Source organism: Nonomuraea sp. SYSU D8015, assembly GCF_008065375.1.
Taxonomy (GTDB): Bacteria; Actinomycetota; Actinomycetes; order Streptosporangiales; family Streptosporangiaceae; genus Nonomuraea.
The window spans coordinates 13,107-35,395 of the sequence record NZ_VJYI01000014.1 but is presented as its reverse complement, the minus strand read 5'-3'; the positions used below and the strand labels follow the sequence as shown (position 1 = coordinate 35,395).

The window sequence follows — 22,289 nt, the reverse complement described above, 5'->3', positions numbered from 1 at the left end:
AGCCCCCGACCCTGGAATCGGTGGGAGCGGAGGGCCGCCGTCTTCCCCCGGGCCTGACGGCCTGGGTCTCCACGGCGGTGACGCAGTGAAGAACGCCGCATTAGCTGTGCAGCTCGAACCTTCTTGCACGGCTGGACCGCTCCACCAGGCGGATCTCCGGCCGTTGCTCGTGGCCCTGCAGGGCCTGCGTGACGGCAACTTCAGGCAGCGTCTCGACGTGTCGGACGATCCGTTCCTCGCCGAGCTCGCGACCGCGTTCAACCAGGTCGTGGACCGCAACGAGCACCTGGCCGTCCAGCTGGCCAGGGTGCGCGGCGAAGTGGCCAGGCGAGGGCGGCTGGACGAGCGGCTGAGCCCCAGCCCGGGCACCGGGAGCTGGGCGGTCAACGTCAACGCGGTCAACTCGCTGATCGACGCTCTGGTCATCCCCGCGGCCAAGGCCACGCGGGTGCTCAACGCGGTCGCCGACGGCGACCTGTCGCAGCGGGTCGACCTGCAGGAGGACAACCGGCCGCTGCGCGGTGGGCTGCGGCTCATGGGCAAGGCGGTCAACCGCATGGTCGACCAGCTCGCGTTGTTCTCCGGCGAGGTCACCAGGGTCGCGCGGGAGGTCGGCACGGAGGGCAGGCTGGGCGGCCGCGCCAAGGTGCAGGGCATGTCGGGCAGCTGGCGCGACGTCACGGAGGCCGTCAATGCCATGGCCGCGCGCCTGACCGCCCAGGTGCGCGACATCGCGGTGGTGACCACAGCCGTGGCGAGGGGCGACCTGACCAGGCAGGTGACGGTCGAGGCCACCGGCGAGCTGCTGGAGCTCAAGCTGACCGTCAACACCATGGTCAACCAGCTGTCGGCGTTCGCCAGCGAGGTGACCAGGGTGGCCCGCGAGGTGGGCACGGAGGGACAGCTCGGCGGACGGGCCGAGGTCAAGGGTGTGAGCGGCACCTGGAAGGACCTCACCGACAACGTCAACTTCATGGCCTCCAACCTCACCACCCAGGTGCGCTCGATCGCCCAGGTGACGACCGCGGTGGCCAACGGCGACCTGTCGAAGAAGATCACCGTGGACGCGCGGGGCGAGATCCTCCAGCTCAAGGACACCATCAACACGATGGTGGGGCAGTTGTCGGCGTTCGCCGACGAGGTGACGCGGGTGGCGCGTGAGGTCGGTACGGAGGGGCGGCTCGGGGGTCAGGCGCAGGTGCGGGGGGTGAGCGGGGTCTGGAAGGACCTGACCGACAACGTGAACTTCATGGCCTCCAACCTCACCGAGCAGGTCCGCGACATCGCCCAGGTCGCCACCGCCGTCGCCCAGGGCGACCTCAGCCGCAAGATCAGCGTGGACGTGAAGGGAGAGATGCTCCAGCTGAAGGACACCGTCAACACGATGGTGGGGCAGTTGTCGGCGTTCGCCGACGAGGTGACGCGGGTGGCGCGTGAGGTCGGTACGGAGGGGCGGCTCGGGGGCCAGGCGCAGGTGCGGGGGGTGAGCGGGGTCTGGAAGGACCTGACGGACAACGTGAACTTCATGGCCTCCAACCTGACCAGCCAGGTCCGCAGCATCGCCATGGTCACCACCGCCATCGCCAACGGCGACCTGTCCAAGAAGATCACCGTGGACGCGCGCGGCGAGATCCTCCAGCTGAAGGACACGATCAACACCACGGTGGACAAGCTGTCCGCGTTCGCCGACGAGGTGACGCGGGTGGCGCGTGAGGTCGGTACGGAGGGGCGGCTCGGGGGCCAGGCGCAGGTGCGGGGGGTGAGCGGGGTCTGGAGGGACCTGACGGACAACGTGAACTTCATGGCCTCCAACCTGACCAGCCAGGTCAGGAACATCGCCCAGGTCGCCACCGCGGTGGCCAACGGCGACCTGTCGAAGAAGATCGACGTGGACGCGCGCGGCGAGATCCTGGAGCTCAAGACCACGATCAACACCATGGTCGACACGTTGTCGTCGTTCTCCTCCGAGGTGACCCGGGTGGCCCGCGAGGTCGGCTCCGAGGGCCGGCTCGGCGGGCAGGCCGAGGTGGAGGGCGTCTACGGCACCTGGGAGCGGCTCACCAAGAACGTCAACGAGCTGGCCGGCAACCTCACCACCCAGGTCCGCGCCATCGCCGAGGTCGCCAGCGCCGTCGCCCAGGGCGACCTCAGCCGCTCGATCAGCGTCGAGGCCAAGGGCGAGGTCGCCGAGCTGAAGAACAACGTCAACCTCATGGTCGCCAACCTGCGCGAGACCACCCGCGCGAAGGACTGGCTGGAGAGCAACCTGGCCCGCATCGCCGGCCTCATGCAGGGCCACCGCGACCTGGTCGAGGTGGCCGACCTCATCCTGCGCGAGCTGACGCCGCTGGTCAGCGCCCAGTACGGCGCGTTCTTCCTGGCCGACGCCGACTCCCCGGACGGCGCGCTGGCCTACATCGCCGGCTACGGCGCCGCCCACGACGTGCTCCCCGACCCGGGCAGCCCCGGCTCGGGGCTGATCAGGCAGGCGGCGCTCGAACGCAAGCGCATCCTGCTGGAGGACGTGCCGCCCGGCTACCTCAAGGTCCACACGGGGCTCGGCGAGGCCGCGCCGGCCAGCGTCGTGGTGCTGCCGATCGTGTTCGAGGAAAACGTGCTCGGCGTGATCGAGCTGGCCTCGTTCAGCCGGTTCAGCGACGTGCACCTGGCCTTCTTCGACAAGTTCGTGGTCACCATCGGCGTCGCGATCAACACGATCATCGCCAACGCCCGCACCGAGGCGCTGCTGTCGGAGTCGCAGCGGCTGGCCCAGCAGCTGCAGGGCCGCTCCGACGAGCTGCAGCGCCAGCAGGCCGAGCTGCGCAAGTCGAACGCGGCGCTGGAGGAGAAGGCCCACCTGCTGGCCACCTCCTCCCGTTACAAGTCGGAGTTCCTGGCCAACATGTCCCACGAGCTGCGCACGCCGCTCAACAGCCTGCTCATCCTGGCCAGGCTGCTGGCCGACAACCCCGAGGGCAACCTGTCGGCGCAGGAGGTGGAGTTCGCCACCACGATCCACAACGCCGGCAGCGACCTGCTCCAGCTCATCAACGACATCCTCGACCTGTCCAAGATCGAGGCGGGGCGCATGGACGTGCGGCCGGAGAAGCTGCCGCTGAGCAAGCTGCTCGACTACGTGGACGCCACGTTCCGGCCGCTCACCGTCGACCGCGGGCTCACGTTCGAGATCGAGGTGCGGCCGGGCACGCCGCGCGAGCTCTACAACGACGAGCGCAGGCTCCAGCAGATCCTGCGCAACCTGCTGTCGAACGCCGTCAAGTTCACCGCCTCCGGCGAGGTGCGCCTGGAGGTGTCGGTCGATCCCACCCGGCGCACGCCGGAGGGCGAGGTGCTGGCGTTCGCCGTCAGCGACACCGGCATCGGCATCGACGCCGAGAAGCTCCCGGCCATCTTCGGGGCGTTCCAGCAGGCCGACGGCACGACGAGCCGGAAATACGGAGGCACGGGGCTTGGCCTGTCGATCAGCAGCGAGATCGCCCAGCTGCTCGGCGGCGAGATCCACGCCAGCAGCGTCGTCGGCGCGGGCAGCACGTTCACGCTGTACGTGCCGGCCCGGTGCCCGGTCCAGAGCGCGTCCGGCGAGCCCGAGCGGCAGCAGCAGTCCCCGCCCAAGGGTGTGGAGACCCGGCCCGCCGCCCAGCCGCAGGACGATTGGCCGGCCCTGGACAACGACGACCTGTGGCGGTCGGCCACGAAGCTCGGCCGGCTCAAGGACGGCCCGCTCGGCGAGGTGTTCTCGGGGCGGCGGGTGCTGATCGTGGACGACGACATCCGCAACGTCTACGCCCTGACCCACGTGCTCGGCCGCCTCGGCATGGAGATCGTCTACGCCGAGAACGGCCGGGAGGGCATCGAGGCGCTGGAGCGCGACGAGGCCATCGACCTCGTGCTCATGGACGTGATGATGCCCGAGATGGACGGCTACGAGACGCTCGCCGCAGTCCGCAGGATGCCGCGGTTCGCCGACCTGCCGATCATCGCGCTCACCGCGAAGGCGATGCCCGGCGACCGGGAGAAGACGATCTCCTGCGGCGCCTCCGACTACGTCCCCAAGCCAGTGGACCTGGACCATCTGCTGGAGATGATGCGGAGATGGATTGAGAGATGAACCGCCAGGTCAAGATCCTGCTGGTGGACGACAACGAGGACAGTCTCGTCGCGCTGGAGGCCATCCTGCGGCCGCTGCAGCAGCGGCTGTTCAAGGCCAGGTCGGGGCAGGAGGCGATGAAGCTGATGCTGCGGTACGAGTTCGCGGTCGTGCTGCTCGACGTGCTCATGCCCGGTATGGACGGCTTCGAGACCGCCACCCACATCAAGCGGCTCGACCAGACCCGCGACGTGCCCATCATCTTCCTGACCGGCACGGAGCCGAGCTACGGGGCCGCCTTCCGCGGCTACGCGGTCGGCGCGGTCGACTACCTCACCAAGCCCTTCGACCCGTGGGTGCTCAGGTCCAAGGTCGCGGTCTTCATCGAGCTGTTCCGCAAGACCGCGGTGCTGGTCGAGCAGACCACGCTGCTCGCCCAGCTCGTCCGCGACCACGAGGCGCTGGGGGACTTCGCGCGGCGGCTCGGCGGGGTCGAGTCCCGGCTCGAGGGCCTGGCCGGGGCCGTCTCCGGCGACGAGGGGCTGCGGGAGACCGTCAAGGAGCTGGCCGACCAGGTGGCGGCCATGCAGGCCGCCTTCGACGCGGTCTCGTCCCCGGCCGGCGAGGTCAGGGCTGTCGACGGCTAGAAGCCGTTCGTCACGACACCGGGGTACGTCCCCGCCGGGGACGGACGGCTCCAACCCGGTGGCGGCGTCGATGTGGTGCGGGGTGGCCACGGACGCCCTACTCGAACGCCTCTCCGGAATGTCCGACGTCCCACCGCACCGGTGCCGCGCCGAGCGTCCAGGGGTCGTCAGCGGCGGCGACGACCACTGCCTCGCATGCCGCGAGCCGTTCGCGGACGTACCGGCGCCGCGCCGCGTCGACATGGCGATCGACCTGGTCGACGAGCACAAGCGAGGGGCTACCCCACGTGGCCCGGGCCAGATGCAGCAGGGCCCGGTCCGCCGGGTCCAGCGGCTCACCGCCGGCTCGCAGCCGAGTCCGGGGTCCCTCGGGCAGCGCAGTGATCCGCTCGGCGAGACCGACGGCGGCCAATGCGGGCTCCACGGGGTCGCTCCGGCCGGGATCGCGATAGCGCACGGCCCGGGCGACGGTGCCCCGCTCCAGCGCCAACTCGGGCGAGGCGAGCCCGACGAGCCGTCTGCGCTCCTCGGGAGGGATCCTGACCAGGTCGCGTCCTGCCAGCCGCACCGTGCCCTGTGCTGGCCGCTCCAGCCCCCCGAGCACGCGCAGCACGGCGCGGACCCGGTCGGCCGACCCCACTACGTGCACCCGGCTGACGGCGGGCACAGCGAGGTCCGGCACGGGCACGCCGTCCACGCGGAGACCGATGACGCTCAGACCCTCCTCCCCGCGAGGGTGCGTCGGCTCCCGCCCCTCGGCGCTCATCGCACCGCCGGAGGCCGTGGCGCCGGCCAGCGCGGGTCCCAGCACGCGCCGCGCCGCCCGGTAGGACTGCCGGTACTCGACCACCCGGCCGAGGTCGGAGATCGAGCCGCCGAGGATTCCCACGATGGTCAGGGCGGTCGCCACGGTCGTCGCGTCGCTGCCGGCGAGCACGCCGGCCACGGCCACGCCGACCAGCGCGGCGCTGGAGCAGGCGACGGCGGCGCCGCGCACCCACCCGGCCGCCCCGGCCCGGTCGACGGCCGCGGTCCGCACCCGCTCGCCGAGATCGGTGACGTTGCGGGTCTCGCGGTCGACCCCGCCTGCCGCCCGGATGGCATCCGTCGCCGCCAGGGTGTCGGCGAGATGGCCCGCGAGCCTGCCCCGGCGGCGACGCAGCTCCCGAGAGCGGGCGTAGGTGGCCGGCGCCAGGCGCAGCAACGCCACGACGAGCGCGCCCAGCGCGATGAGGACCGGGACCACGAGGACCGGCGCGAGCGCCCACAGCGATGCCATCGTGCCGAGGACGACGGGCACGGCGACCGCGAGCGGCGCGATGCCCAGAGCGATCCAGTTGCGGACGGAGTTGAGGTCGTTGCTGGCCCGCGTGATCGTCACGCCGAGCGACGGCCCGCGACCCGACAGCGCGCCTCCGACGAGTCGGCTGCGGATCTCCTGGACGTAGTCCTGGCCGATCCTCTCTGCCTGCACCCGCTCGACCTGCCTCAGCCAGCCCAGTGCCAGCGCGCCGCACAACAGCCCGAGCGCTGCCGACACCCGGATCGGGACCGGCCCGGGTGTCAGCAGGACCGGCATCGCGGCGGCGGTCAGGGCCGCGAGACCGGCATGTCCGACGCCTGTGCCGACGAGAGCGGCCAACGGCCGTAGCCGCGCCCGGACGAGCAGCCGCGGCATCCCTGCTCGCGACCCGCCCCTCATCGCGGCAGCGACCGCGCCACGTCAGGGTCGCACAGGTCGTAGGTGTCGATGACAGGCACGTCGAGCTGGGCGGCGGCCTCCCGGGCGCCGAGCGGGGCGGCGGTCAGCAGGCCGCTGACCGCGCGCACGTCCACGCCCGCCTCCCGCAGCACCGAGACGCCGGCGACGGCGCCCAGAGCGTCTGCGGCGGCGAACACCACACCGTCGATGAGAGTCCCGAACAGCGGGTCGGCGAGCAGGCGCGCCGTCTCGTCCTGATAGACGCCGTCCGCCACTTCGACGACGGTGACGTCGACGCCCGGCCCGGACAACTCCGCCACGAGCGAGCCCAGCAGCCGACGGGCCGTGGAATGGTTCAGCCGGTAGGTCGACGGCAGGCCGAAGTCGGTGAAGTCCAGCACCCGGGTGGCGCCGGCGTCGGTGAACAGCCGGGGGTCGCCGCCCGCGCCGGTCCCTGTGGCCTTGCCTGCGGCAACCGTCAGGCCCGCCGCCGTGAGCCCTCGCACCAGGCAGGCGACAGCCAAGGACTTTCCGGCGTTCATGGATGTGCCGAGGACCGCGAGGACCGGGGCGTTCCCGGCCGGCGGCGCCTCCTCGCGCACGGCCAGCGGCGCGCAGCGGCCCAGGGTGAGCAGACCCTGGCCGTCGGCCAGGAGGCCGAGCGGCTGCACCGTGGTCGCGGGCGCCATCGTGGTGTGCTGGGCGGTCACGGTGCCGATCACGCCGCCTGCGGCGATCAGGTTGGTCAGCCCCAGGTCGCCCGGCACGTACGCCTCGTACTGGTCGGGTGCATAGCGGTGGCCGTAGGCGACGACGATCTCGTCGCCGGGAAACAGGAGTTGCCGGCGGCTTGCCGGGCTTTCCAGCCGGGTGTGTTGCCCGATCTCGGCCACCCGCGCCAGGGCGACGTCGCCGGGCCGCGGCACCACGCCGTCGCCCGTGACGAGGAAGAGCTCACGCGGACGGTCGGCCAGCTCGCAGGCCACATGCCGGGTGGTGTACGAAACCTTCGCCTTCTGCCAGCGGCGCGGGTCGATGATCGTGGTGCGGGCGCCCGTCAGGGCCGACTCGAGCGCCAAGGGGGTCGCCATGGTCGAGTCCGTCCAGTTCTTCGCGTTCGCAGTGATCGTCATGCCCATGACGCTAGGGAGCCCTCATGAGGCAGCTGTGAGTCGCCGATGAGCTACTTCTCATCCGTCGCTGACGGCCGATCGTCGGTACGGCCTGTCACCATGGCCCGCGTGACGACGACGGACGCCCTGGCCCCGTTCCGGTGGCTCGACGTGCCCGAGAGCGAGGGCGGCGGCCGACTCGGCGTGCTCTTCAGCGTGGCCTTCTTCCGCGGGCTCGACCCGGCGGAGGTGGTGGGGCGGCCACGTGGGCGTCTTCCAGGCCGGCGAGTGGTGCGTGGCCATCGCGGGCGGCGTCCGTACGAGCGTTACGGCTCCGACCCGGACCGGCTGAACGGCTTCATGCTGGAGCTGGGCAGGGGCTGGACAGGGGCTGGACAGGCCGGAGGACGAGGCCGCGTGGGACGCCGCCTGGGAGGTCAGGGGATGAGCGCCGCCCGCAGGCGGTCGGCGTGCGCGGGCGTCAGGCCGCTGGACAGGAGGACCCGTCCGGCGCCGCCCTGCGCGCGCAGCGCGGCAAGGAACGTGCGCATCGCGCTCTCAGGCGCCTCCAGCAGTGCAGGGGGCGTTCCGGGAGGCAGTGTGATGTCGAGCATGAGCAGCAGGTCGGGCAGCGCCTTGGCGGTGAGCGCGTAGTCCCTGACGATGGCCTCGTGGTCCACGCCGAGCAGGTCGAGGATCAGCGCCACGACGATTCCCGTGCGGTCCTTGCCCGCGGCGCAGTGGACGAGCGCGGGCAGCCCGTCGGCGATCTCCGCGATGACGCCGGCGAACCACGTCCTGCGGTGCTCCAGGAGGCCGACGTACATGTCGCCGAGGTCCAGGCCCTGGGGCAGGGCGGCCAGCTGGGCCGGAGCGGAGACCGTGCCGGCGCCGAGCGGGGCGTGCCTGACGGCGCCGCCCAGGACGGTCGCCCAGTCGCCGGGGAGCCGCTCGTCGTCGCCGCGCAGGTCGGCGATGAGCCGCAGGCCCGCCACCAGCTCGGCGTCCTCGGGACTGAGCGTGTGGGGCTGGGCGGAGCGGTAGAGAACGCCCGGGCGCAGGCCGGTCTCCGCGGCCACGTCCCGGAAGTTGAGCAGAGGCATGTATCCCATTGAGGTAGATCTTGGCTGCGGCCGTGCGGCGTTCGCATGGACATGGGGTGAACCTCGCGCCAAGTGAGGGGCGTTCGGCGAGCCTACGCGCGCACCGCGGTGTCTCCGTCGTACCTTTGGCATCATGGCCACCCGTACGCCGAAAAGCGCACCGAAGGGGCCGGCGAAGCGGTCGACCTCGTCTCGCTCGACCCCCGCGAAGCGGACAGGAACGCCGGCGGGGCGCTCCAGGGCGAGGGGCACCGCCTCCGGACGCAAGCCCTCGATGACCCACCAGGATCCGATCAGCTGGGTCTTCACGATGATCGGCAAGTTGATCGTCGGGCTGTGGATGCTGCTCGCGAACGGCATCGGCAGCATGGCCCGCGCGCTGGGCAAGAACGCCCGCGAGCTGGATCCGCAGCACCGGCGCGACGGCATCGGCCTGACGGTGCTGGCTGGCGCCATCGTGCTGGCGGCCATGACGTGGCGCAACGCCGACGGAGCGGTCTCCGGCGTGGTGAACGCGACCGTGCGCGGCGTGTTCGGCTCGCTGGCGTGGGCGCTGCCGCTCATGCTCGGCCTGCTGGCCTGGCGCTACTTGCGCCACCCCGACCAGAACGCCGACACCGGCCGCATGGTGATCGGCTGGGCGGCGCTGGTGATCGGCGTGCTCGGGGTGATCCACGTGGCCAACGGCACGCCGTACCCGGCGGGCGAGGGCCAGGGCATGGACAGGGTGTCGGCGGCCGGGGGCATGATCGGATTCATCGTGTCGGCGCCGCCGATGAGCATCCTGCCACCGTGGATCACGATCCCGCTGCTGTTGCTGCTGTCCGGGTTCGGTGTGCTGGTGATCACGGCCACCCCTGTGCACCGGATCCCCGAACGGCTGGCCGAGCTCAAGCACATGCTGTTCGAGCGGCACGCCGAGCCGCAGCCGCGCGAGCCGGGCAAGAAGCGGGTCAGGACCAAGAAGTCCGAGTCGGGCGAGGCCGGCGAAACGGTCAAGCCCTACGACACGCCGGTATTGGCGGAGAAGGACGACAAGCGGGCCGACCACTCTCCGGAGATCGTGCCGGGGCTGACCGACGAGGAGGAGCCGTCGCCGGCCGAGGCGGAGCGCAAGCTGGAGCCGCCGCAGCCGACGCCCGCCCCCCGCAAGGTCGAGCAGCTCGTGCTGTCGCCGCAGGCGGGGCCGTACGCGCTGCCGGACCTGCAGTTCCTCAAGCCGGGCACCGCGCCCAAGCCGCAGACCAAGGCCAACACGACCGTGGTCAACGCGCTGACCAGCGTGCTTGAGCAGTTCGCCATCGACGCGCAGGTGATCGGGTTCACCCGTGGGCCGACGGTGACGCGCTACGAGATCGAGCTCGGCCCGGCGGTGAAGGTCGAGAAGGTCACGGCGCTCACCAAGAACATCGCGTACGCCGTCAAGTCCGCCGATGTCCGCATTTTGTCGCCTATCCCGGGTAAGTCGGCGATCGGGGTCGAGATCCCGAACGCCGACAAGGACCTGGTGGCGCTGGGCGACGTGCTGCGCTCCCAGGTGGCGCAGGCCGACCACCACCCGATGATCGTCGGCCTGGGCAAGGACGTCGAGGGCCGCACCATCGTGGCCAACCTCGCCAAGATGCCCCACCTGCTCATCGCGGGCGCCACCGGCGCGGGCAAGTCGGTCTGCGTCAACGGGCTGATCACCAGCATCCTCATGCGGGCCACGCCGGACGAGGTGCGCATGGTGCTGGTGGACCCCAAGCGGGTCGAGCTCAGCGTGTACGAGGGCATCCCCCACCTCATCACCCCGATCATCACGAACCCGAAGAAGGCCGCCGAGGCCCTGGAATGGGTCGTGGGGGAGATGGACCGGCGCTACGACGACCTGGCGGCGTCGGGGTTCCGGCACGTGGACGAGTTCAACAAGGCCGTCCGGGCGGGCAAGCTGCAGCCGCCGCCCGGCAGCGAGCGGGTCTACCAGCCGTACCCGTACCTGCTGGTGATCGTGGACGAGCTGGCCGACCTCATGATGGTGGCGCCGCGCGACGTCGAGGACTCGATCGTGCGCATCACGCAGCTCGCCCGAGCGGCCGGCATCCACCTGGTGATCGCCACCCAGCGGCCGTCCGTGGACGTGGTCACCGGCCTGATCAAGGCGAACGTGCCGTCCCGGCTGGCCTTCGCGGTCTCCTCGCTCACCGACTCGCGGGTCATCCTCGACCAGCCCGGCGCCGACAAGCTGGTCGGCCAGGGTGACGCGTTGTTCCTGCCGATGGGCGCGAGCAAGCCCATCCGCATCCAGAACGCGTTCGTCTCCGAGAAGGAGATCGCCGAGGTCGTCACGCACTGCAAGGGGCAGATGCAGGCCGAATACCGCGAGGACGTGGCGGCGGCGCCGGTCAAGCGGGAGATCGACGAGGACATCGGCGACGACCTCGATCTGCTGATCCAGGCCGCCGAGCTGATCGTGACCACCCAGTTCGGCTCCACCTCGATGCTGCAGCGCAAGCTGCGGGTCGGCTTCGCCAAGGCCGGCCGGCTGATGGACCTGCTGGAGAGCCGCAACGTGGTCGGCCCCAGCGAGGGTTCGAAGGCGCGCGAGGTGCTCGTGAAGCCCGACGACCTCCCGGGTTTGCTGGCCGACCTGCGTGGCGAATGACCCCAATGCGTGCCTCCCAGGCGGTAACTGGTTGAATATGAACCACTACGCAATGTCGTGGTGAGAGACCAGGCGCCATCGGGGAGGCGTTCGCCGTGCAGGAACAGAGCATCGGGGCCATGCTGGCGGCAGCCAGGCAGTCGGCCGGGCTGACGGTCGCGCAGGTCAGCGCGGCCACCAGGATCCGTGAGACGATCATTCATCGCATGGAGCAGGACGACTACGACCAGTGCGGCGGCCAGTTCTACGCCAGGGGGCACATCAAGGCCGTGGCCAGGGCCGTGGGGCTCGATCCAGAGGCGACCGTGCACCTCTACGACCAGGAACACGGCGGGGCGCCGCGGCCGGTTCGGGCCGCCGCCGTGTTCCAGGCCGACAAGAAGATCAACGTGCCGGAGCACCGGGGCACCAACTGGACGATGGCGCTCGGGGTGGCCCTCACCATCGTGGCCATCTTCGGCACGATGCGGGTGATCGGGGGCGCCGGCGACCATGTGCAGAGCCCCGGCGTCCGGCAGGCCTCGGCGCGGCCGACCGTGCCGCCCAACACGCCCATCACCGAGAGGCCCGAGTCGGCGACCTCCCGGAACGCCGACGGGATGGTGACGGTGCGGATCAGGGCGAAGCGGTCGTCGGTCGTGCACGTGCACGACGCCGAGGGGCGCCGGCTGTTCTCGGGGACGCTGAAGGCGGGCAGGACGTCCACGTGGCGGGCCCCCGGGAAGGTCAGCCTGCTGCTCAGCGACGCCGGCGCGGTGTCGTTGCAAGTGAACGGCAAGACCGTGAAGCGGCTCGGCGGCCGCGGGGAGACGGTGCGGCGCTCGTTCGAGGCGCCGAAGCCGGCGATCAGGCAGCGGGCGCGATAGCGGCCCGATCCGGCAGCGGGCGCGATAGCCGCCCGCGAAAAGGCTTCCTGCGCGGGGAGAGAGCTCCCCGCGTCCTCCCAGCGCGGGCCCAGTGCATCGGGTGGTGGCCAACTCCCGATACCGTAGTGTTCACCATGTCATCCCGCCGAACCGCATCGCTGATCACTCTGGGCTGCGCCCGCAACGAGGTCGACTCCGAGGAGCTGGCCGCGCGGCTTGAGGCTGCCGGTTGGCAGCTGGGCGACGACGACCCCGACGTCGTCGTCGTCAACACGTGTGGCTTCATTGACTCGGCCAAGAAAGACTCCATCGACACGCTGCTGGCCGCCGCCGACTCCGGGGCGAAGGTCGTGGCCGCGGGCTGCATGGCCGAGCGCTACGGCAATGAGCTGGCCGAGGCGCTGCCCGAGGCCAGCGCGGTCATCTCCTTCGACGACTACGCCGAGATCGGCGACCGCCTCGACGACGTGGTCGCCGGCCGGCCGCTCAAGCCCCACACGCCACGCGACCGCCGCACCTTGCTCCCCATCTCGCCGGTGGATCGTGCCGGCGCCCCCAAGGCGAACATCCCGGGTCACGGCGACCTGCCCGAGGGCCTGGCGCCCGCCAGCGGGCCGCGAGTGCTGCGCAAACGGCTCGACGAGAGCCCGGTGGCCTCGCTGAAGCTGGCCTCGGGCTGCGACCGGCGCTGCTCCTTCTGCGCCATCCCGGCCTTCCGCGGCTCCTACGTCTCGCGCACGCCGGACGAGCTGCTGGCCGAGGCCGACTGGCTGGCCCACCGGGGCGTGCGCGAGCTCGTCCTCGTCAGCGAGAACTCCACGTCGTACGGCAAGGACCTCGGCGACCTGCGCGCGCTGGAGAAGCTGCTGCCGCAGCTGGCCGCCGTCGAGGGCGTCGAGCGGGTGCGGGTCAGCTACCTGCAGCCCGCCGAGTTGCGTCCTGGCCTGATCGACGTGATCACCGGCACCGACGGCGTGGCGCCCTACTTCGACCTGTCCTTCCAGCACGCCAGCAACACCGTGCTGCGCCGGATGCGGCGCTTCGGCGACCCCGAGCGCTTCCTGGGGTTGCTGGAGACCGTGCGCGAGCGCGCCCCTGAGGCGGGCGTGCGCTCCAACTTCATCGTGGGTTTCCCCGGTGAGACCGAGGAGGAGTTCGGCGAGCTGGTGGGCTTCCTGGAGGAGGCCAGGCTCGACGTCATCGGCGTGTTCGGCTACTCCGACGAGGACGGCACCGAGGCGGCCGGCCTGCCGGGCAAGCTCGACCAGGACGTCATCGACGAGCGGGTGCGCATCCTCACCGAGCTGGCCGAGGAGCTGACCGCCCAGCGGGCGGAAGAGCGCATCGGCACCGAGGTCGACGTGCTGATCGAAGACGACCTGGGCGACGGCGGCTACGAGGGCCGGGCCGCCCACCAGGGGCCCGAGGTCGACGGCTCGGTCACGGTGCAGGGCATCGGCCTGGTCACGGGGCAGCTCGTACGCGCGGTCGTGGTCGACGCCGAGGGCGTCGATCTGATCGCGCGCATCAAGGCCGGTCCATGAAGAAGGACGAGCGCCGGGTGGTGAGCCCGTGGAACGTCGCCAACATCCTCACGGTCCTCCGGTTGGCGCTCGTCCCCTTCTTCGTCGTCTGCCTCCTGCTGCCGGGCACAGGGTGGCGGGTGGCCGCACTGGTGGTGTTCGCGGTGGCCTCGATCACCGATCACCTCGACGGTGAGCTGGCCCGGCGATACGGCCTGATCACCGACTTCGGCAAGATCGCCGACCCGATCGCGGACAAGGCGCTCACCGGCGCGGCGCTGGTGTGCCTGTCGATCCTGGGCGAGCTGCCGTGGTGGGTCACCATCCTGATCCTCGGCAGGGAGCTGGGCATCACGGCGCTGCGGTTCGTGCTGCTGCGGCACGCGGTCATCCCGGCCAGCTACGGCGGCAAGGTCAAGACCGTGCTGCAGATCGCCGCGATCGTCCTCTACCTCCTGCCCTGGGTTCCCGACGTGGCCCGGTGGGTGGTGATGGGGGCGGCGATGATCGTCACTGTGGGCACCGGCGTCGACTATGTGATCCGGGCCATCAGACTGCGTAAGGTGGCCAGGCAGGCGCGCGGGGAGTGATCGATGGGGGATGTGGCCGGGGTTCTGTCGATGCTGGTGAGCCGGGGCGCGACGGTGGCGGTGGCCGAGTCGCTGACCGGTGGACTCATCGGTGCGGCCATCACGTCCGTCTCCGGGTCCTCCAAGGCGTTCCGCGGCGGGGTGATCTCGTACGCCACCGATCTCAAGCGGGAGCTGCTCGGCGTGCCGGGAGAGCTGCTGCGGCGTGAGGGGGCCGTGCACCCGGAGGTGGCCGCGGCCATGGCGACGGGGGTCGCGCGGCTGTGCGGGGCCACGTACGGGCTGGCCGTGACCGGGGTGGCCGGGCCGGAGCCGCAGGACGGCAAGCCCGTCGGGACGGTCCACGTGGCGGTGTCCGGGCCGGGCGGGAAGATTTGGGGCCGGGAATTGAGACTAGATGGGTCGCGCGAACGTATCAGGGTAGAGACGGTGGACGAGGCCGTTGATCTCCTGTCAGGTGTGCTGAAGGCGAACATAGGGGAACATTCCGGGTGATTACCGTGTTACGTCCCGAGCGAACATGCCTGACACGGTCTGACGCGGTGTCGGTGGATACGGGTACGGTGGAGCTGTGAGTGAGGTCCGTGAGCCAACTGCAAGCACCGAGCGCCCGGCAGGCGGGCCTGATGAGTCGCGCAACGAGGCACGAGCGGCGGTCCAGGGGCGGCGACGCCCGGTGACGACGGCGAGGAGTATGTACGAAGCTAAGAAGACCAATGTGCGGCACGATCCGATCGCGCGGGGCGTGGTGAAGACTTCCGCGCCTGGGAGGGAGCGACAGATGATTCTGCTGCGTCAGCTGCTCGGGGATGTGCTGAGGCGGTTGCGGGTGCGGCAGGGACGCACACTTCGTGAGGTGTCCACGCTTGCCCGTGTCTCGCTCGGCTACTTGTCCGAGGTGGAGCGCGGCCAGAAGGAGGCCTCGTCCGAGCTGCTCGCGTCGATTTGCGGCGCGCTCGGGGTGCCGCTTTCGCAGGTGTTGCGTGAGGTTTCCGACCAGTTCGCGCTGGCGGAGCTCCAGGCTGCTCCTGTGCTTGCCGACGTCCCGGAGCACGAGCGCCTTCCCCTTACCGAGACGGTTCCCGGGTCGATCTCCGACTCCGTGTTCCCTGAAGTCAAGGACATGGTGGCTGCCTAGCGAGGCTGGCAGCCGGCACACCACAGGATCAGCCGTTCCTGTGGCTGCGCACCCATCTCCCCACGGCTGATGCGGGTGCCGCATCGGCGACAGGGCCTCCCCGCCCTGCCGTAGACCCATGTCTGGTTCGCCGGGCGGCGATCACCTGTGGTCACCGTGCCCGCATGTTCCTTGTTGGCGGCCAGCAGCCGCTGTGCCAATGACACGAGCCCGTTGAGATCCTCGATCTCCCCGACCTTCTTCCACGGCCAGATCCCCCGCAGGAACAGGGTCTCGGCACGATAGATCGTGCCGATCCCCGCCAGGTTGCGCTGATCGAGCAGCGCTTCCCCGATGGTCCTGTCGGGCGCCCCTCGCAGCCTTCGCACGGCCTCGTCCGGGTCCCAGTCCGGGCCCAGCAGATCCGGCCCCAGATGGCCGACCAGCCGTGCCTCGTCGCCCGTCCGGACGAGATCCACCATCCCGAGCCTGATCCCCATCGCCGTCCACTCCTGATTGGCCAGGACCAGCCTGACCTGGTCACCGGGCGGAGTGCGGGCGGCCGGCGCCAGGATCCGCCAGCTGCCGTCCATGCGCAGGTGGGTGTGGACGGTCAGGTCGCCCTCGACCCGGGTGAGCAGGTGTTTGCCCCGGGAGAGCGTGGTGAGGACGGCACGGCCGGTGAGGTCGGCGGTGGCGTATCTGGGGACGCGGAAGTCCGACCTCGTCAGCACGCGGCCGTCGAGTGCGTGCCGCAGTCGCGTGGCCGTGCGATAGACGGCGTCCCCTTCTGGCATCCTTCCAGTCTAGAAACGCCCCACCGTCCACAGCCCTTCTCGGCGTTCGGGGCGAGGACTCTGGCGGTCCGGTGGGTGGGCCGGGTGACGACGGTGGTTCTGACGGCGGAGATGACCATAATGTTGGCCAGGAGTGGACTCGCGGAGGGCTGACGGGGCATGCCGGAGATCACGGACTTACGGGCGGGCGATCCGGGCGAGGTCGCTGACTACCGGCTGATGGGGCGGCTGGGCAGCGGCGTTTACCTCGGACAGTCGAGGACGGGGGAGCCGGCGGTGGTCAGGGTGCTGCCGGCGGAGGTGGAGCCGGAGCCGTTCCTGCAGGCGATGGAGCCGTTCCGCGACGTCTCCGCGGTCGGCACCGCGCAGATCCTGGCGACGGGAGCGCTGGAAGGCCAGGCGTACGTCGTCACCGAATACGTCGAGGGCCCCGCGCTGAAAGACGTCGGCGGGACGGTGGACGGCGTGGGCCTCTACCGGCTGGCGGTCGGCACGATCACCGCGCTGGTCACGATCCACCAGGCGGGGCTCGTGCACGGAGACATCCGGCCCGGCAATGTCGTGCTCGGCCCCGACGGGCCGCGGTTGATCAACCCCGGCCTGGAGCAGGCCACGGCGGGTGCCGCGATCTCCACCCGCAAGGTGGCCGTCCCGGCCTTCAGCGCCCCCGAACGGCTGCGCGGCGCCACGGCGGAGGCTCCGGCGGACGTGTTCTCCTGGGCGGCGACCATGGTGTTCGCCGTGAGCGGGGCATCCCCGTTCGAGGGCGGCTCGATGGGCGCGACCGTGGACCGCATCGTCAAGGGCGAGCCGAGCCTGCCCGACCTGGGCGAGTTACACGAGCTGCTGGCCGCGTGCCTGGCCAAGGATCCGGCTGCCCGGCCGGCCGCGAGCGAGGTGCTGCTGCGGCTGGTCGGGCAGACGTCGTTCCTGACCGGGCAGGTGCGGCCCCAGGCGCCGCCGCAGACCGCCCCCTCGCCCCGGAGGCCGGGCCTGGTGCCGCTGGCGGCCGCGTTCGCCGCGGGAGCGCTCCTCTCGGGCGCGGGAGTCTATGCCGTGGTCGATGCCCGCACGCCGCCCAGGACCGCAGCGGCCGCCACCACTCCGTCCGCCACCGCTCCGCTCACGATCACCCCTTCGACGACCGTCGCCCCGAAGGAGAAGGTGGCGCCGAAGGCGGCGAGCACGCTCCCGCTGCCGGCGATCAGCGCCACCTTCTACGAGCATCCGGACGACCACGTGCGGCTGACGGCGTACCTGGAGGCCACCGGCAAGTACACCGGCCACGTACGCGACCGCGCGGGCACCTTCAAGGCCGTGAGCACGACGGAGGAGCCCGTGGTCTCGCCCGATGGCGACTGGGTGGCGCTCAACCCGTGGGTCAAGTACCAGAACTCCGACACGGACTTCGTCAAGCTCACCAGGCTCTCCACCGGCGAGAGCTTCACCGTCACCACGGTCAAGAAGCCGCTGCAGACCATGAATCCGGTCTGGTCGAGAGACGGCACGAAACTGCTGCTCACCGCCGTCGACCTGACCAAGAAGCCCTATACGACCAGGGATTTCGTGCTCATCGACCTGCAGACCAGGAAAGCCTCGCACGTGAGCACCGAGTATCAGGACGACGCCAGCCTCATCTTCACCTTCACGCCCGACGGCACGATCGCCAGGGGGTTCTTCGGTGGTGAGCGTACAGGGATCGACTATTACAACACCTCCGGTCAGGTGATCAAGAGCTTGCACTGGGTGGGGATGCCTCGCGGCAGGGACTGGTTCTCGCCGTCGGGGAAGCAGTTCGTCACGGTATGCCCGAAGAGCGCGAAAGAACTCTGCGTCTGGGACGCCCGGACGGGAGCCAGACGGGCGACGGTGCCGCGCAAGACGGACGAGGGCGACCTGCTCGGCTGGTTCAACGAGAACCATCTCCTGGTGCGTGAGCCGGGGAAGAAGAAGGGCATCGAGCACATCAACATCATCGACTTCGTCGGCGCGACCGAGCGCGTGCTCGCCGACGTGAGCCCGCTCAAGGGACAGCTGCAGTTCGCCGCGGCGCCGCGATGATGAAGCCGCTGCTGGCGGGCGACCCGCCCCAGGTGAACGGGCACCGCGTCCTGGGACGGCTCGGCGAGGGCGGCCAGGGCGTGGTCTATCTCGGCGAGGCGCCCGGCGGGCGGCGCGTCGCGATCAAGGTGCTCGGCGCGGGGCTGGACGATCCCGAGGCACGGGTGCGGTTCCGGCAGGAGATCGAGTTCGCGCGCCGGGTCAAGGCGTTCTGCACGGCACAGGTGCTGGCCACCGGGGAGATCGGCGGGACCCCGTACGTGGTGAGCGAGTTCGTCGACGGGCCCTCGCTGGCGCAGGTGATCCGGGAGCGGGGCGGGCTACGCGGGGCGGAGCTGCGCAGGCTCGCGATCGGGACGCTGACCGCGCTGGCGGCCATCCACCGGGCGGGTGTGGTGCACCGGGACTTCAAGCCCGGCAACGTGCTGCTCAGCAGGGACGGGCCGCGAGTGATCGACTTCGGGATCTCGCGGGCGCTGGAGCAGTCCGAGCTGGCCGGGGAGTTCCTCGTCGGTACGCCGCCGTACATGGCGCCCGAGCAGTTCGCCGGGCAGCAGGCCGGGCCGGCGGCCGACCTGTTCGCGTGGGCCTCGACCATGGTGTGCGCGGCGACGGGCAGCCCGCCGTTCGGGACCGGCGACCTGCCTGCCCTGATCAACCGGATCATGCACGGCGAACCCCGCATCGGCGATCTCGACGGCGAGCTGCGGGAGCTGGTGGTCCGGTGCCTGGCCAAGGAGCCGGCCGCCCGGCCCGCCGCCACGGAGGCGTTGCTCACCCTGCTCGGGCATCCGGTGCCGGAACAGCGGCTGCTGGCAGAGGGCCAACAGTCCGCGGTGCCTCCCGACACCGGCCGCCGGTCGCCGGCGACAGGGCCCTCGCGAGCGGCGGCCGGGGCCTCGCGTTCCGGACCGCCTGCGTCGGGGGTCTCGGGCAACGGGCTCTCCGCGCCCGGTGCGTCGCACCCGGGGCCGTCCGCGTCCGGGGTGCCGGACTCCGGGCCGTCCGTGTCCGGGGTGCCGGACTCCGGGCCGTCCGTGTCCGGGGTGCCGGACCCGGGGCCGTCCGCGTCCGAGGCGGCGGGCCCGGGGTTGGGTGTGGCCCGGCTGCCGCGTCGCTGGCTGCTCGGGGCCGGGGCGCTGGTCGTCGCCGCCATCGTCACCGTGGTGGTCCTGATCGCCCGCCCCGCTCCCGCCCCGGCGCCCCGCTCGGTGCCGACGCCGACCCCGCCGGCGCCCCGTCCTGGGCCGATGGCGCTCACCTCGACGTCGGAGCTGAAGATTCCCGACACGAAGATCACTCTGTACGAGAACCCGGCCGATCCCGTCTGGGTCTCCTCCTACTACGACACGCGCCTCGACGGCCAACGGTTGTCGTATGTCCGCGACCCCGCCACGGGAGCGTTCGCGTTCTTCGCCAACATGCAGGAGCCGATCGTCTCGCCGGGCGGCGGCTACGTGGTCTCGTTGCCGGTCGCCAGGATCGCCCGTACGGACTTCGAGACCATCGTGCTCCATGATCGCGTCACCGGGCGCGACGGGGAGATCAGGACGGTCGACAAACCGGCCACGCTCTTCTCCCCCACCTGGGCGAAGGACGGCCGGCGGCTGCTGGTGAGCGTCTTCGACACGAGCAGGAAGCCGGTCCCGGCCGTGGGCTTCATGGTCCTGGACCCCGCCGCCAGGTCCTTCACGGTCAGCAAGGTCGAGGACGGCGGGAACGGCACGTACGAGTGGGGCACGGGCGACACCGTGCTGCACTCGGCGGCGGACGGCGTGGTCCGGGTACTCGATCTGCGGGGCGGGCGGGTGCGGACCTTCCCCGGCCTCGGGGAGTTGCTGCCTGGTGGCGCGGCACGGACGTCGCTCGGGACAGTGATCACCACGACCTGTCCCAAGAAATCGGAATATGTGTGCTTCTGGGATGAAGCGACAGGCGGCGCGAAGGGCGACGTGCGGCTACCCGAGGGAGCCCGTTTCCGCGGCTGGTTCGACGAGAAACACTTCATGGCCACGGTGCCTGACGGCAAGGACATCAAGGTGGTCATGATGGACACCGGCGGGCGCTCCGTCCGTGTGCTCGCCGAGGGCCCCGCCACCGAGATGGACGGCGTCGTGCTCTGGTTCACGCGGCGCTGACCCACTCGTCCACCAGGGCGCAGAGCTGGTCCAGGGCCGCCTCGACGCGCTCGCGGTCGCCGGTGGTCAGGAAGTCGATCTGCAGCCCGGTGTAGGCCGAGTTGACCAGGGTGGAGATGCGTAGTGCGTCCGCTTCGGGGACGCCGCGTTCGCGGAGCAGGCCCGCCACGAACTCCGATCGGTCCGCCAGCAGCCGGGGAACGTGGCCCAGGAGCCGGCCGCTCGCCGCCAGGCCCTCGATCTCGTGGACCAGGCGGCAGACCGGCAGATTCTCCTCTTGCGTCTGCCAGTCCCACGTGCGGCGGACGATCGTGCCCACGCTGTCCGAGCCCGACCAGCCCGGCAGTGCCCGCAACCAGGCCCGGTGCCGCTCGTCCAGGCGCTCCATGGTGGCCGAGAGCAGGGCCTCCTTGTCGGCGAAGTGGTGGGTGAGCACGCGCGTGGACTTGCCCAGGTGCTCGGCCAGCGGGCGCATCGACAGCGTCGACAGGCCGTGCTCGGCGAGGTAGTCGACGATCTGGTCGAGCAACTCCGAGCGGCGGTGCGGGTCGGCGGTCCTGGCCATCGGCAATCCCTTTGACGTCATTCGGGTGACGACTGTTACCCTAATTGGGAAACGACTGTTACCTTAATCAAGGGGATACCCATGTCCGTAGACGTGCGGCAGCGTGCCCGGCTGCCCGCCTGGTTGCTCGCGCTGGTGTTCACGACGTTCGCGTTCGCGACCGACGACTACGTGATCGCGGGCGTGTTGCCCGCCATCTCGGCGGACCTCGGGGTCAGCGAGGCGGCGGGCGGGCAGCTCGTCACCGCGTTCTCGCTGGCCTTCGCGCTGGGGGCGCCCGTGGCGTCCGTGGTGACCGCCACGTGGTCGCGGCGCCGGCTGCTCACGTGGGCGCTGGCGCTGTTCGTGGCGGCCAACTGGGCCGCCCCGTTCACCGGCTCGTACGCCGTCCTCATGGGGTTGCGGGTGCTGGCGGCGCTGGCGGCGGCGGTCGTCGTGCCGGCCGCGTACGCCATCGCCACCTCCCTGGCCCCCGACGGGCGGCAGGGGCGTTACCTGGCGCTGGTGATGGGCGGGCTGACCGGGTCGCTCATGCTCGGCGTGCCCATTGGCACGTGGGTGGGCGGGGCCTTCGGCTGGCCGGCCACGTTCGGGCTCGGTGGGCTGCTGGGGTTGGTCGCGCTCGTGGCGGTCAGGGGCACGCTGCCCGAGACGCCGCCGGCCGCCGCCATGCCGATCAGGGAGCGGCTGGCGCCCCTGGCCCGGCCCCAGGTGCTGCTCGGGCTGCTCGGCGTCGTGGCGATCGTGTTGGGGAGCATGATGCTGCTGACGTACCTGGCGCCGTTCCTGCGGGACCTGGCCGGGGCCGGGCCCGCCGAGCTGGGCTGGGTGTTCGCGCTGGCGGGGGTGTCCGGGCTGGCGGGCGGGCAACTCGGCGGGCGGGCCGCCGACCGGTGGGGCGCCGATCGGGCGCTGGTCGCGGGGATCGCCGGGTTCGCGGCGGTGATGGCGGTCTTCACGGCCTGCTGGTTCCTGCGGCCGCTGGCGTTGCTCGCGGTCCTGCCGTTGCTGCTGGTGTGGGCGGGCGTGTCGTGGTGGATCCCGCCGCCCGCCCAGACCCGGCTGCTGGCCCTGGCCGGCCCGGCGGGGCCGCAGGCGCTCGCACTCAACAGCAGTGCCGTCTATGTCGGCGTGTCGGGCGGGGGAGCGCTCGGCGGGCTCGTCCTGGAGAGCCACGGCAGCCGCTGGCTCCCCGCCGCGGCGGCCGTCGTCGAACTGGTCGCGCTCACGCTCTTCTGGCTGGCAGGCCGGCGCCGCGCCTGATGGCCGGGCGGTGGTGCGGAGCGCTGCGGTGGGCGGCCGGGCCGCGCGGCAGG

At 71.2% G+C, this 22,289-nt stretch carries 16 protein-coding genes; 11 read left to right on the top strand and 5 right to left on the bottom strand.

Annotated elements, in window-relative coordinates:
* Positions 1–169 precede the first annotated feature (169 nt).
* Both ID574_RS40810 and ID574_RS40805 read left to right on the top strand, forming a co-directional pair.
* Complete coding sequence (locus ID574_RS40810; protein ID WP_442939390.1) at positions 170–4,129, top strand: HAMP domain-containing protein; 3,960 nt, start codon at positions 170–172, stop codon at positions 4,127–4,129.
* Positions 4,126–4,755 (top strand): response regulator, encoded by a 630-nt coding sequence (locus ID574_RS40805; RefSeq protein ID WP_188194392.1) that lies wholly within the window; start codon positions 4,126–4,128, stop codon positions 4,753–4,755. The genes ID574_RS40810 and ID574_RS40805 overlap by 4 nt, the downstream gene beginning before the upstream one ends.
* 97 nt (positions 4,756–4,852) lie before the next feature.
* Here the strand turns inward: ID574_RS40805 and ID574_RS40800 are convergent, their stop codons facing one another.
* The 3 genes from ID574_RS40800 to ID574_RS40790 all read right to left on the bottom strand — a co-directional run bounded on the left by ID574_RS40800 (position 4,853) and on the right by ID574_RS40790 (position 8,681).
* Entirely contained in the window at positions 4,853–6,433 is a 1,581-nt protein-coding gene (locus tag ID574_RS40800; RefSeq protein ID WP_188194391.1) for an ABC transporter transmembrane domain-containing protein, read from the bottom strand.
* 20 nt (positions 6,434–6,453) lie between these two features.
* Positions 6,454–7,590 carry a DUF1611 domain-containing protein gene (locus ID574_RS40795; protein ID WP_223167593.1) on the bottom strand — a complete coding sequence of 379 codons (1,137 nt, stop codon included), beginning with the start codon at positions 7,588–7,590 and terminating at the stop codon, positions 6,454–6,456.
* 416 nt (positions 7,591–8,006) lie between these two features.
* Entirely contained in the window at positions 8,007–8,681 is a 675-nt protein-coding gene (locus ID574_RS40790) for a tyrosine-protein phosphatase (protein ID WP_188194390.1), read from the bottom strand.
* Between the two features lie 124 nt (positions 8,682–8,805).
* Between ID574_RS40790 and ID574_RS40785 the strand changes: the two genes are divergently transcribed.
* The 6 genes from ID574_RS40785 to ID574_RS40760 all read left to right on the top strand — a co-directional run bounded on the left by ID574_RS40785 (position 8,806) and on the right by ID574_RS40760 (position 15,433).
* Entirely contained in the window at positions 8,806–11,316 is a 2,511-nt protein-coding gene (locus ID574_RS40785; RefSeq protein ID WP_188194389.1) for an FtsK/SpoIIIE family DNA translocase, read from the top strand.
* Positions 11,317–11,411: 95 nt separating this feature from the next.
* Positions 11,412–12,182, top strand: a complete 771-nt coding sequence (locus ID574_RS40780; RefSeq protein ID WP_188194388.1) for a helix-turn-helix domain-containing protein — start codon at positions 11,412–11,414, stop codon at positions 12,180–12,182.
* Between the two features lie 134 nt (positions 12,183–12,316).
* Positions 12,317–13,726: a 30S ribosomal protein S12 methylthiotransferase RimO gene (gene rimO, locus ID574_RS40775; protein WP_188194387.1), complete on the top strand. Its 1,410-nt coding sequence runs from the start codon at positions 12,317–12,319 to the stop codon at positions 13,724–13,726.
* Positions 13,723–14,295 carry a CDP-diacylglycerol--glycerol-3-phosphate 3-phosphatidyltransferase gene (gene pgsA, locus ID574_RS40770; protein WP_188194386.1) on the top strand — a complete coding sequence of 191 codons (573 nt, stop codon included), beginning with the start codon at positions 13,723–13,725 and terminating at the stop codon, positions 14,293–14,295. Before rimO ends, pgsA begins: the two co-directional genes overlap by 4 nt.
* A gap of 3 nt (positions 14,296–14,298) precedes the next feature.
* Positions 14,299–14,790, top strand: a complete 492-nt coding sequence (locus ID574_RS40765) for a CinA family protein (RefSeq protein WP_188194385.1) — start codon at positions 14,299–14,301, stop codon at positions 14,788–14,790.
* Between the two features lie 286 nt (positions 14,791–15,076).
* Positions 15,077–15,433 carry a helix-turn-helix domain-containing protein gene (locus tag ID574_RS40760; protein WP_127930771.1) on the top strand — a complete coding sequence of 119 codons (357 nt, stop codon included), beginning with the start codon at positions 15,077–15,079 and terminating at the stop codon, positions 15,431–15,433.
* Here the strand turns inward: ID574_RS40760 and ID574_RS40755 are convergent.
* Positions 15,430–16,209 (bottom strand): Fpg/Nei family DNA glycosylase, encoded by a 780-nt coding sequence (locus ID574_RS40755; protein WP_188194384.1) that lies wholly within the window; start codon positions 16,207–16,209, stop codon positions 15,430–15,432. The two genes, ID574_RS40760 and ID574_RS40755, sit on opposite strands and share 4 nt — an antisense overlap.
* Positions 16,210–16,368: 159 nt before the next feature.
* Here ID574_RS40755 and ID574_RS40750 point away from each other — a divergent pair, with 159 nt between their 5' ends.
* Positions 16,369–18,270 carry a serine/threonine protein kinase gene (locus ID574_RS40750; RefSeq protein WP_188194383.1) on the top strand — a complete coding sequence of 634 codons (1,902 nt, stop codon included), beginning with the start codon at positions 16,369–16,371 and terminating at the stop codon, positions 18,268–18,270.
* Complete coding sequence (locus tag ID574_RS40745) at positions 18,267–20,408, top strand: serine/threonine protein kinase (protein ID WP_188194382.1); 2,142 nt, start codon at positions 18,267–18,269, stop codon at positions 20,406–20,408. The genes ID574_RS40750 and ID574_RS40745 overlap by 4 nt, the downstream gene beginning before the upstream one ends.
* Here the strand turns inward: ID574_RS40745 and ID574_RS40740 are convergent.
* A complete protein-coding gene (locus tag ID574_RS40740; protein ID WP_188194381.1) occupies positions 20,395–20,973 on the bottom strand; it encodes a TetR/AcrR family transcriptional regulator in 579 nt (192 codons plus the stop codon). The genes ID574_RS40745 and ID574_RS40740 overlap by 14 nt on opposite strands.
* An 81-nt stretch (positions 20,974–21,054) precedes the next feature.
* Between ID574_RS40740 and ID574_RS40735 the strand changes: the two genes are divergently transcribed.
* Positions 21,055–22,236 (top strand): MFS transporter, encoded by a 1,182-nt coding sequence (locus tag ID574_RS40735; RefSeq protein WP_188194380.1) that lies wholly within the window; start codon positions 21,055–21,057, stop codon positions 22,234–22,236.
* The last annotated feature ends 53 nt before the right edge of the window (positions 22,237–22,289 follow it).

Coding starts and splice junctions, on each gene's coding strand:
- ID574_RS40750 (WP_188194383.1), top strand. CDS start 16,369: ATGCCGGAGATCACGGACTTACGGGCGGGCGATCCGGGCGAGGTCGCT.
- ID574_RS40760 (WP_127930771.1), top strand. CDS start 15,077: ATGATTCTGCTGCGTCAGCTGCTCGGGGATGTGCTGAGGCGGTTGCGG.
- ID574_RS40790 (WP_188194390.1), bottom strand. CDS start 8,681: ATGGGATACATGCCTCTGCTCAACTTCCGGGACGTGGCCGCGGAGACC.
- ID574_RS40805 (WP_188194392.1), top strand. CDS start 4,126: ATGAACCGCCAGGTCAAGATCCTGCTGGTGGACGACAACGAGGACAGT.
- ID574_RS40795 (WP_223167593.1), bottom strand. CDS start 7,590: ATGACGATCACTGCGAACGCGAAGAACTGGACGGACTCGACCATGGCG.
- ID574_RS40740 (WP_188194381.1), bottom strand. CDS start 20,973: ATGGCCAGGACCGCCGACCCGCACCGCCGCTCGGAGTTGCTCGACCAG.
- ID574_RS40800 (WP_188194391.1), bottom strand. CDS start 6,433: ATGCCGCGGCTGCTCGTCCGGGCGCGGCTACGGCCGTTGGCCGCTCTC.
- ID574_RS40735 (WP_188194380.1), top strand. CDS start 21,055: ATGTCCGTAGACGTGCGGCAGCGTGCCCGGCTGCCCGCCTGGTTGCTC.
- rimO (WP_188194387.1), top strand. CDS start 12,317: ATGTCATCCCGCCGAACCGCATCGCTGATCACTCTGGGCTGCGCCCGC.
- ID574_RS40785 (WP_188194389.1), top strand. CDS start 8,806: ATGGCCACCCGTACGCCGAAAAGCGCACCGAAGGGGCCGGCGAAGCGG.
- ID574_RS40755 (WP_188194384.1), bottom strand. CDS start 16,209: ATGCCAGAAGGGGACGCCGTCTATCGCACGGCCACGCGACTGCGGCAC.
- pgsA (WP_188194386.1), top strand. CDS start 13,723: ATGAAGAAGGACGAGCGCCGGGTGGTGAGCCCGTGGAACGTCGCCAAC.
- ID574_RS40745 (WP_188194382.1), top strand. CDS start 18,267: ATGATGAAGCCGCTGCTGGCGGGCGACCCGCCCCAGGTGAACGGGCAC.
- ID574_RS40765 (WP_188194385.1), top strand. CDS start 14,299: ATGGGGGATGTGGCCGGGGTTCTGTCGATGCTGGTGAGCCGGGGCGCG.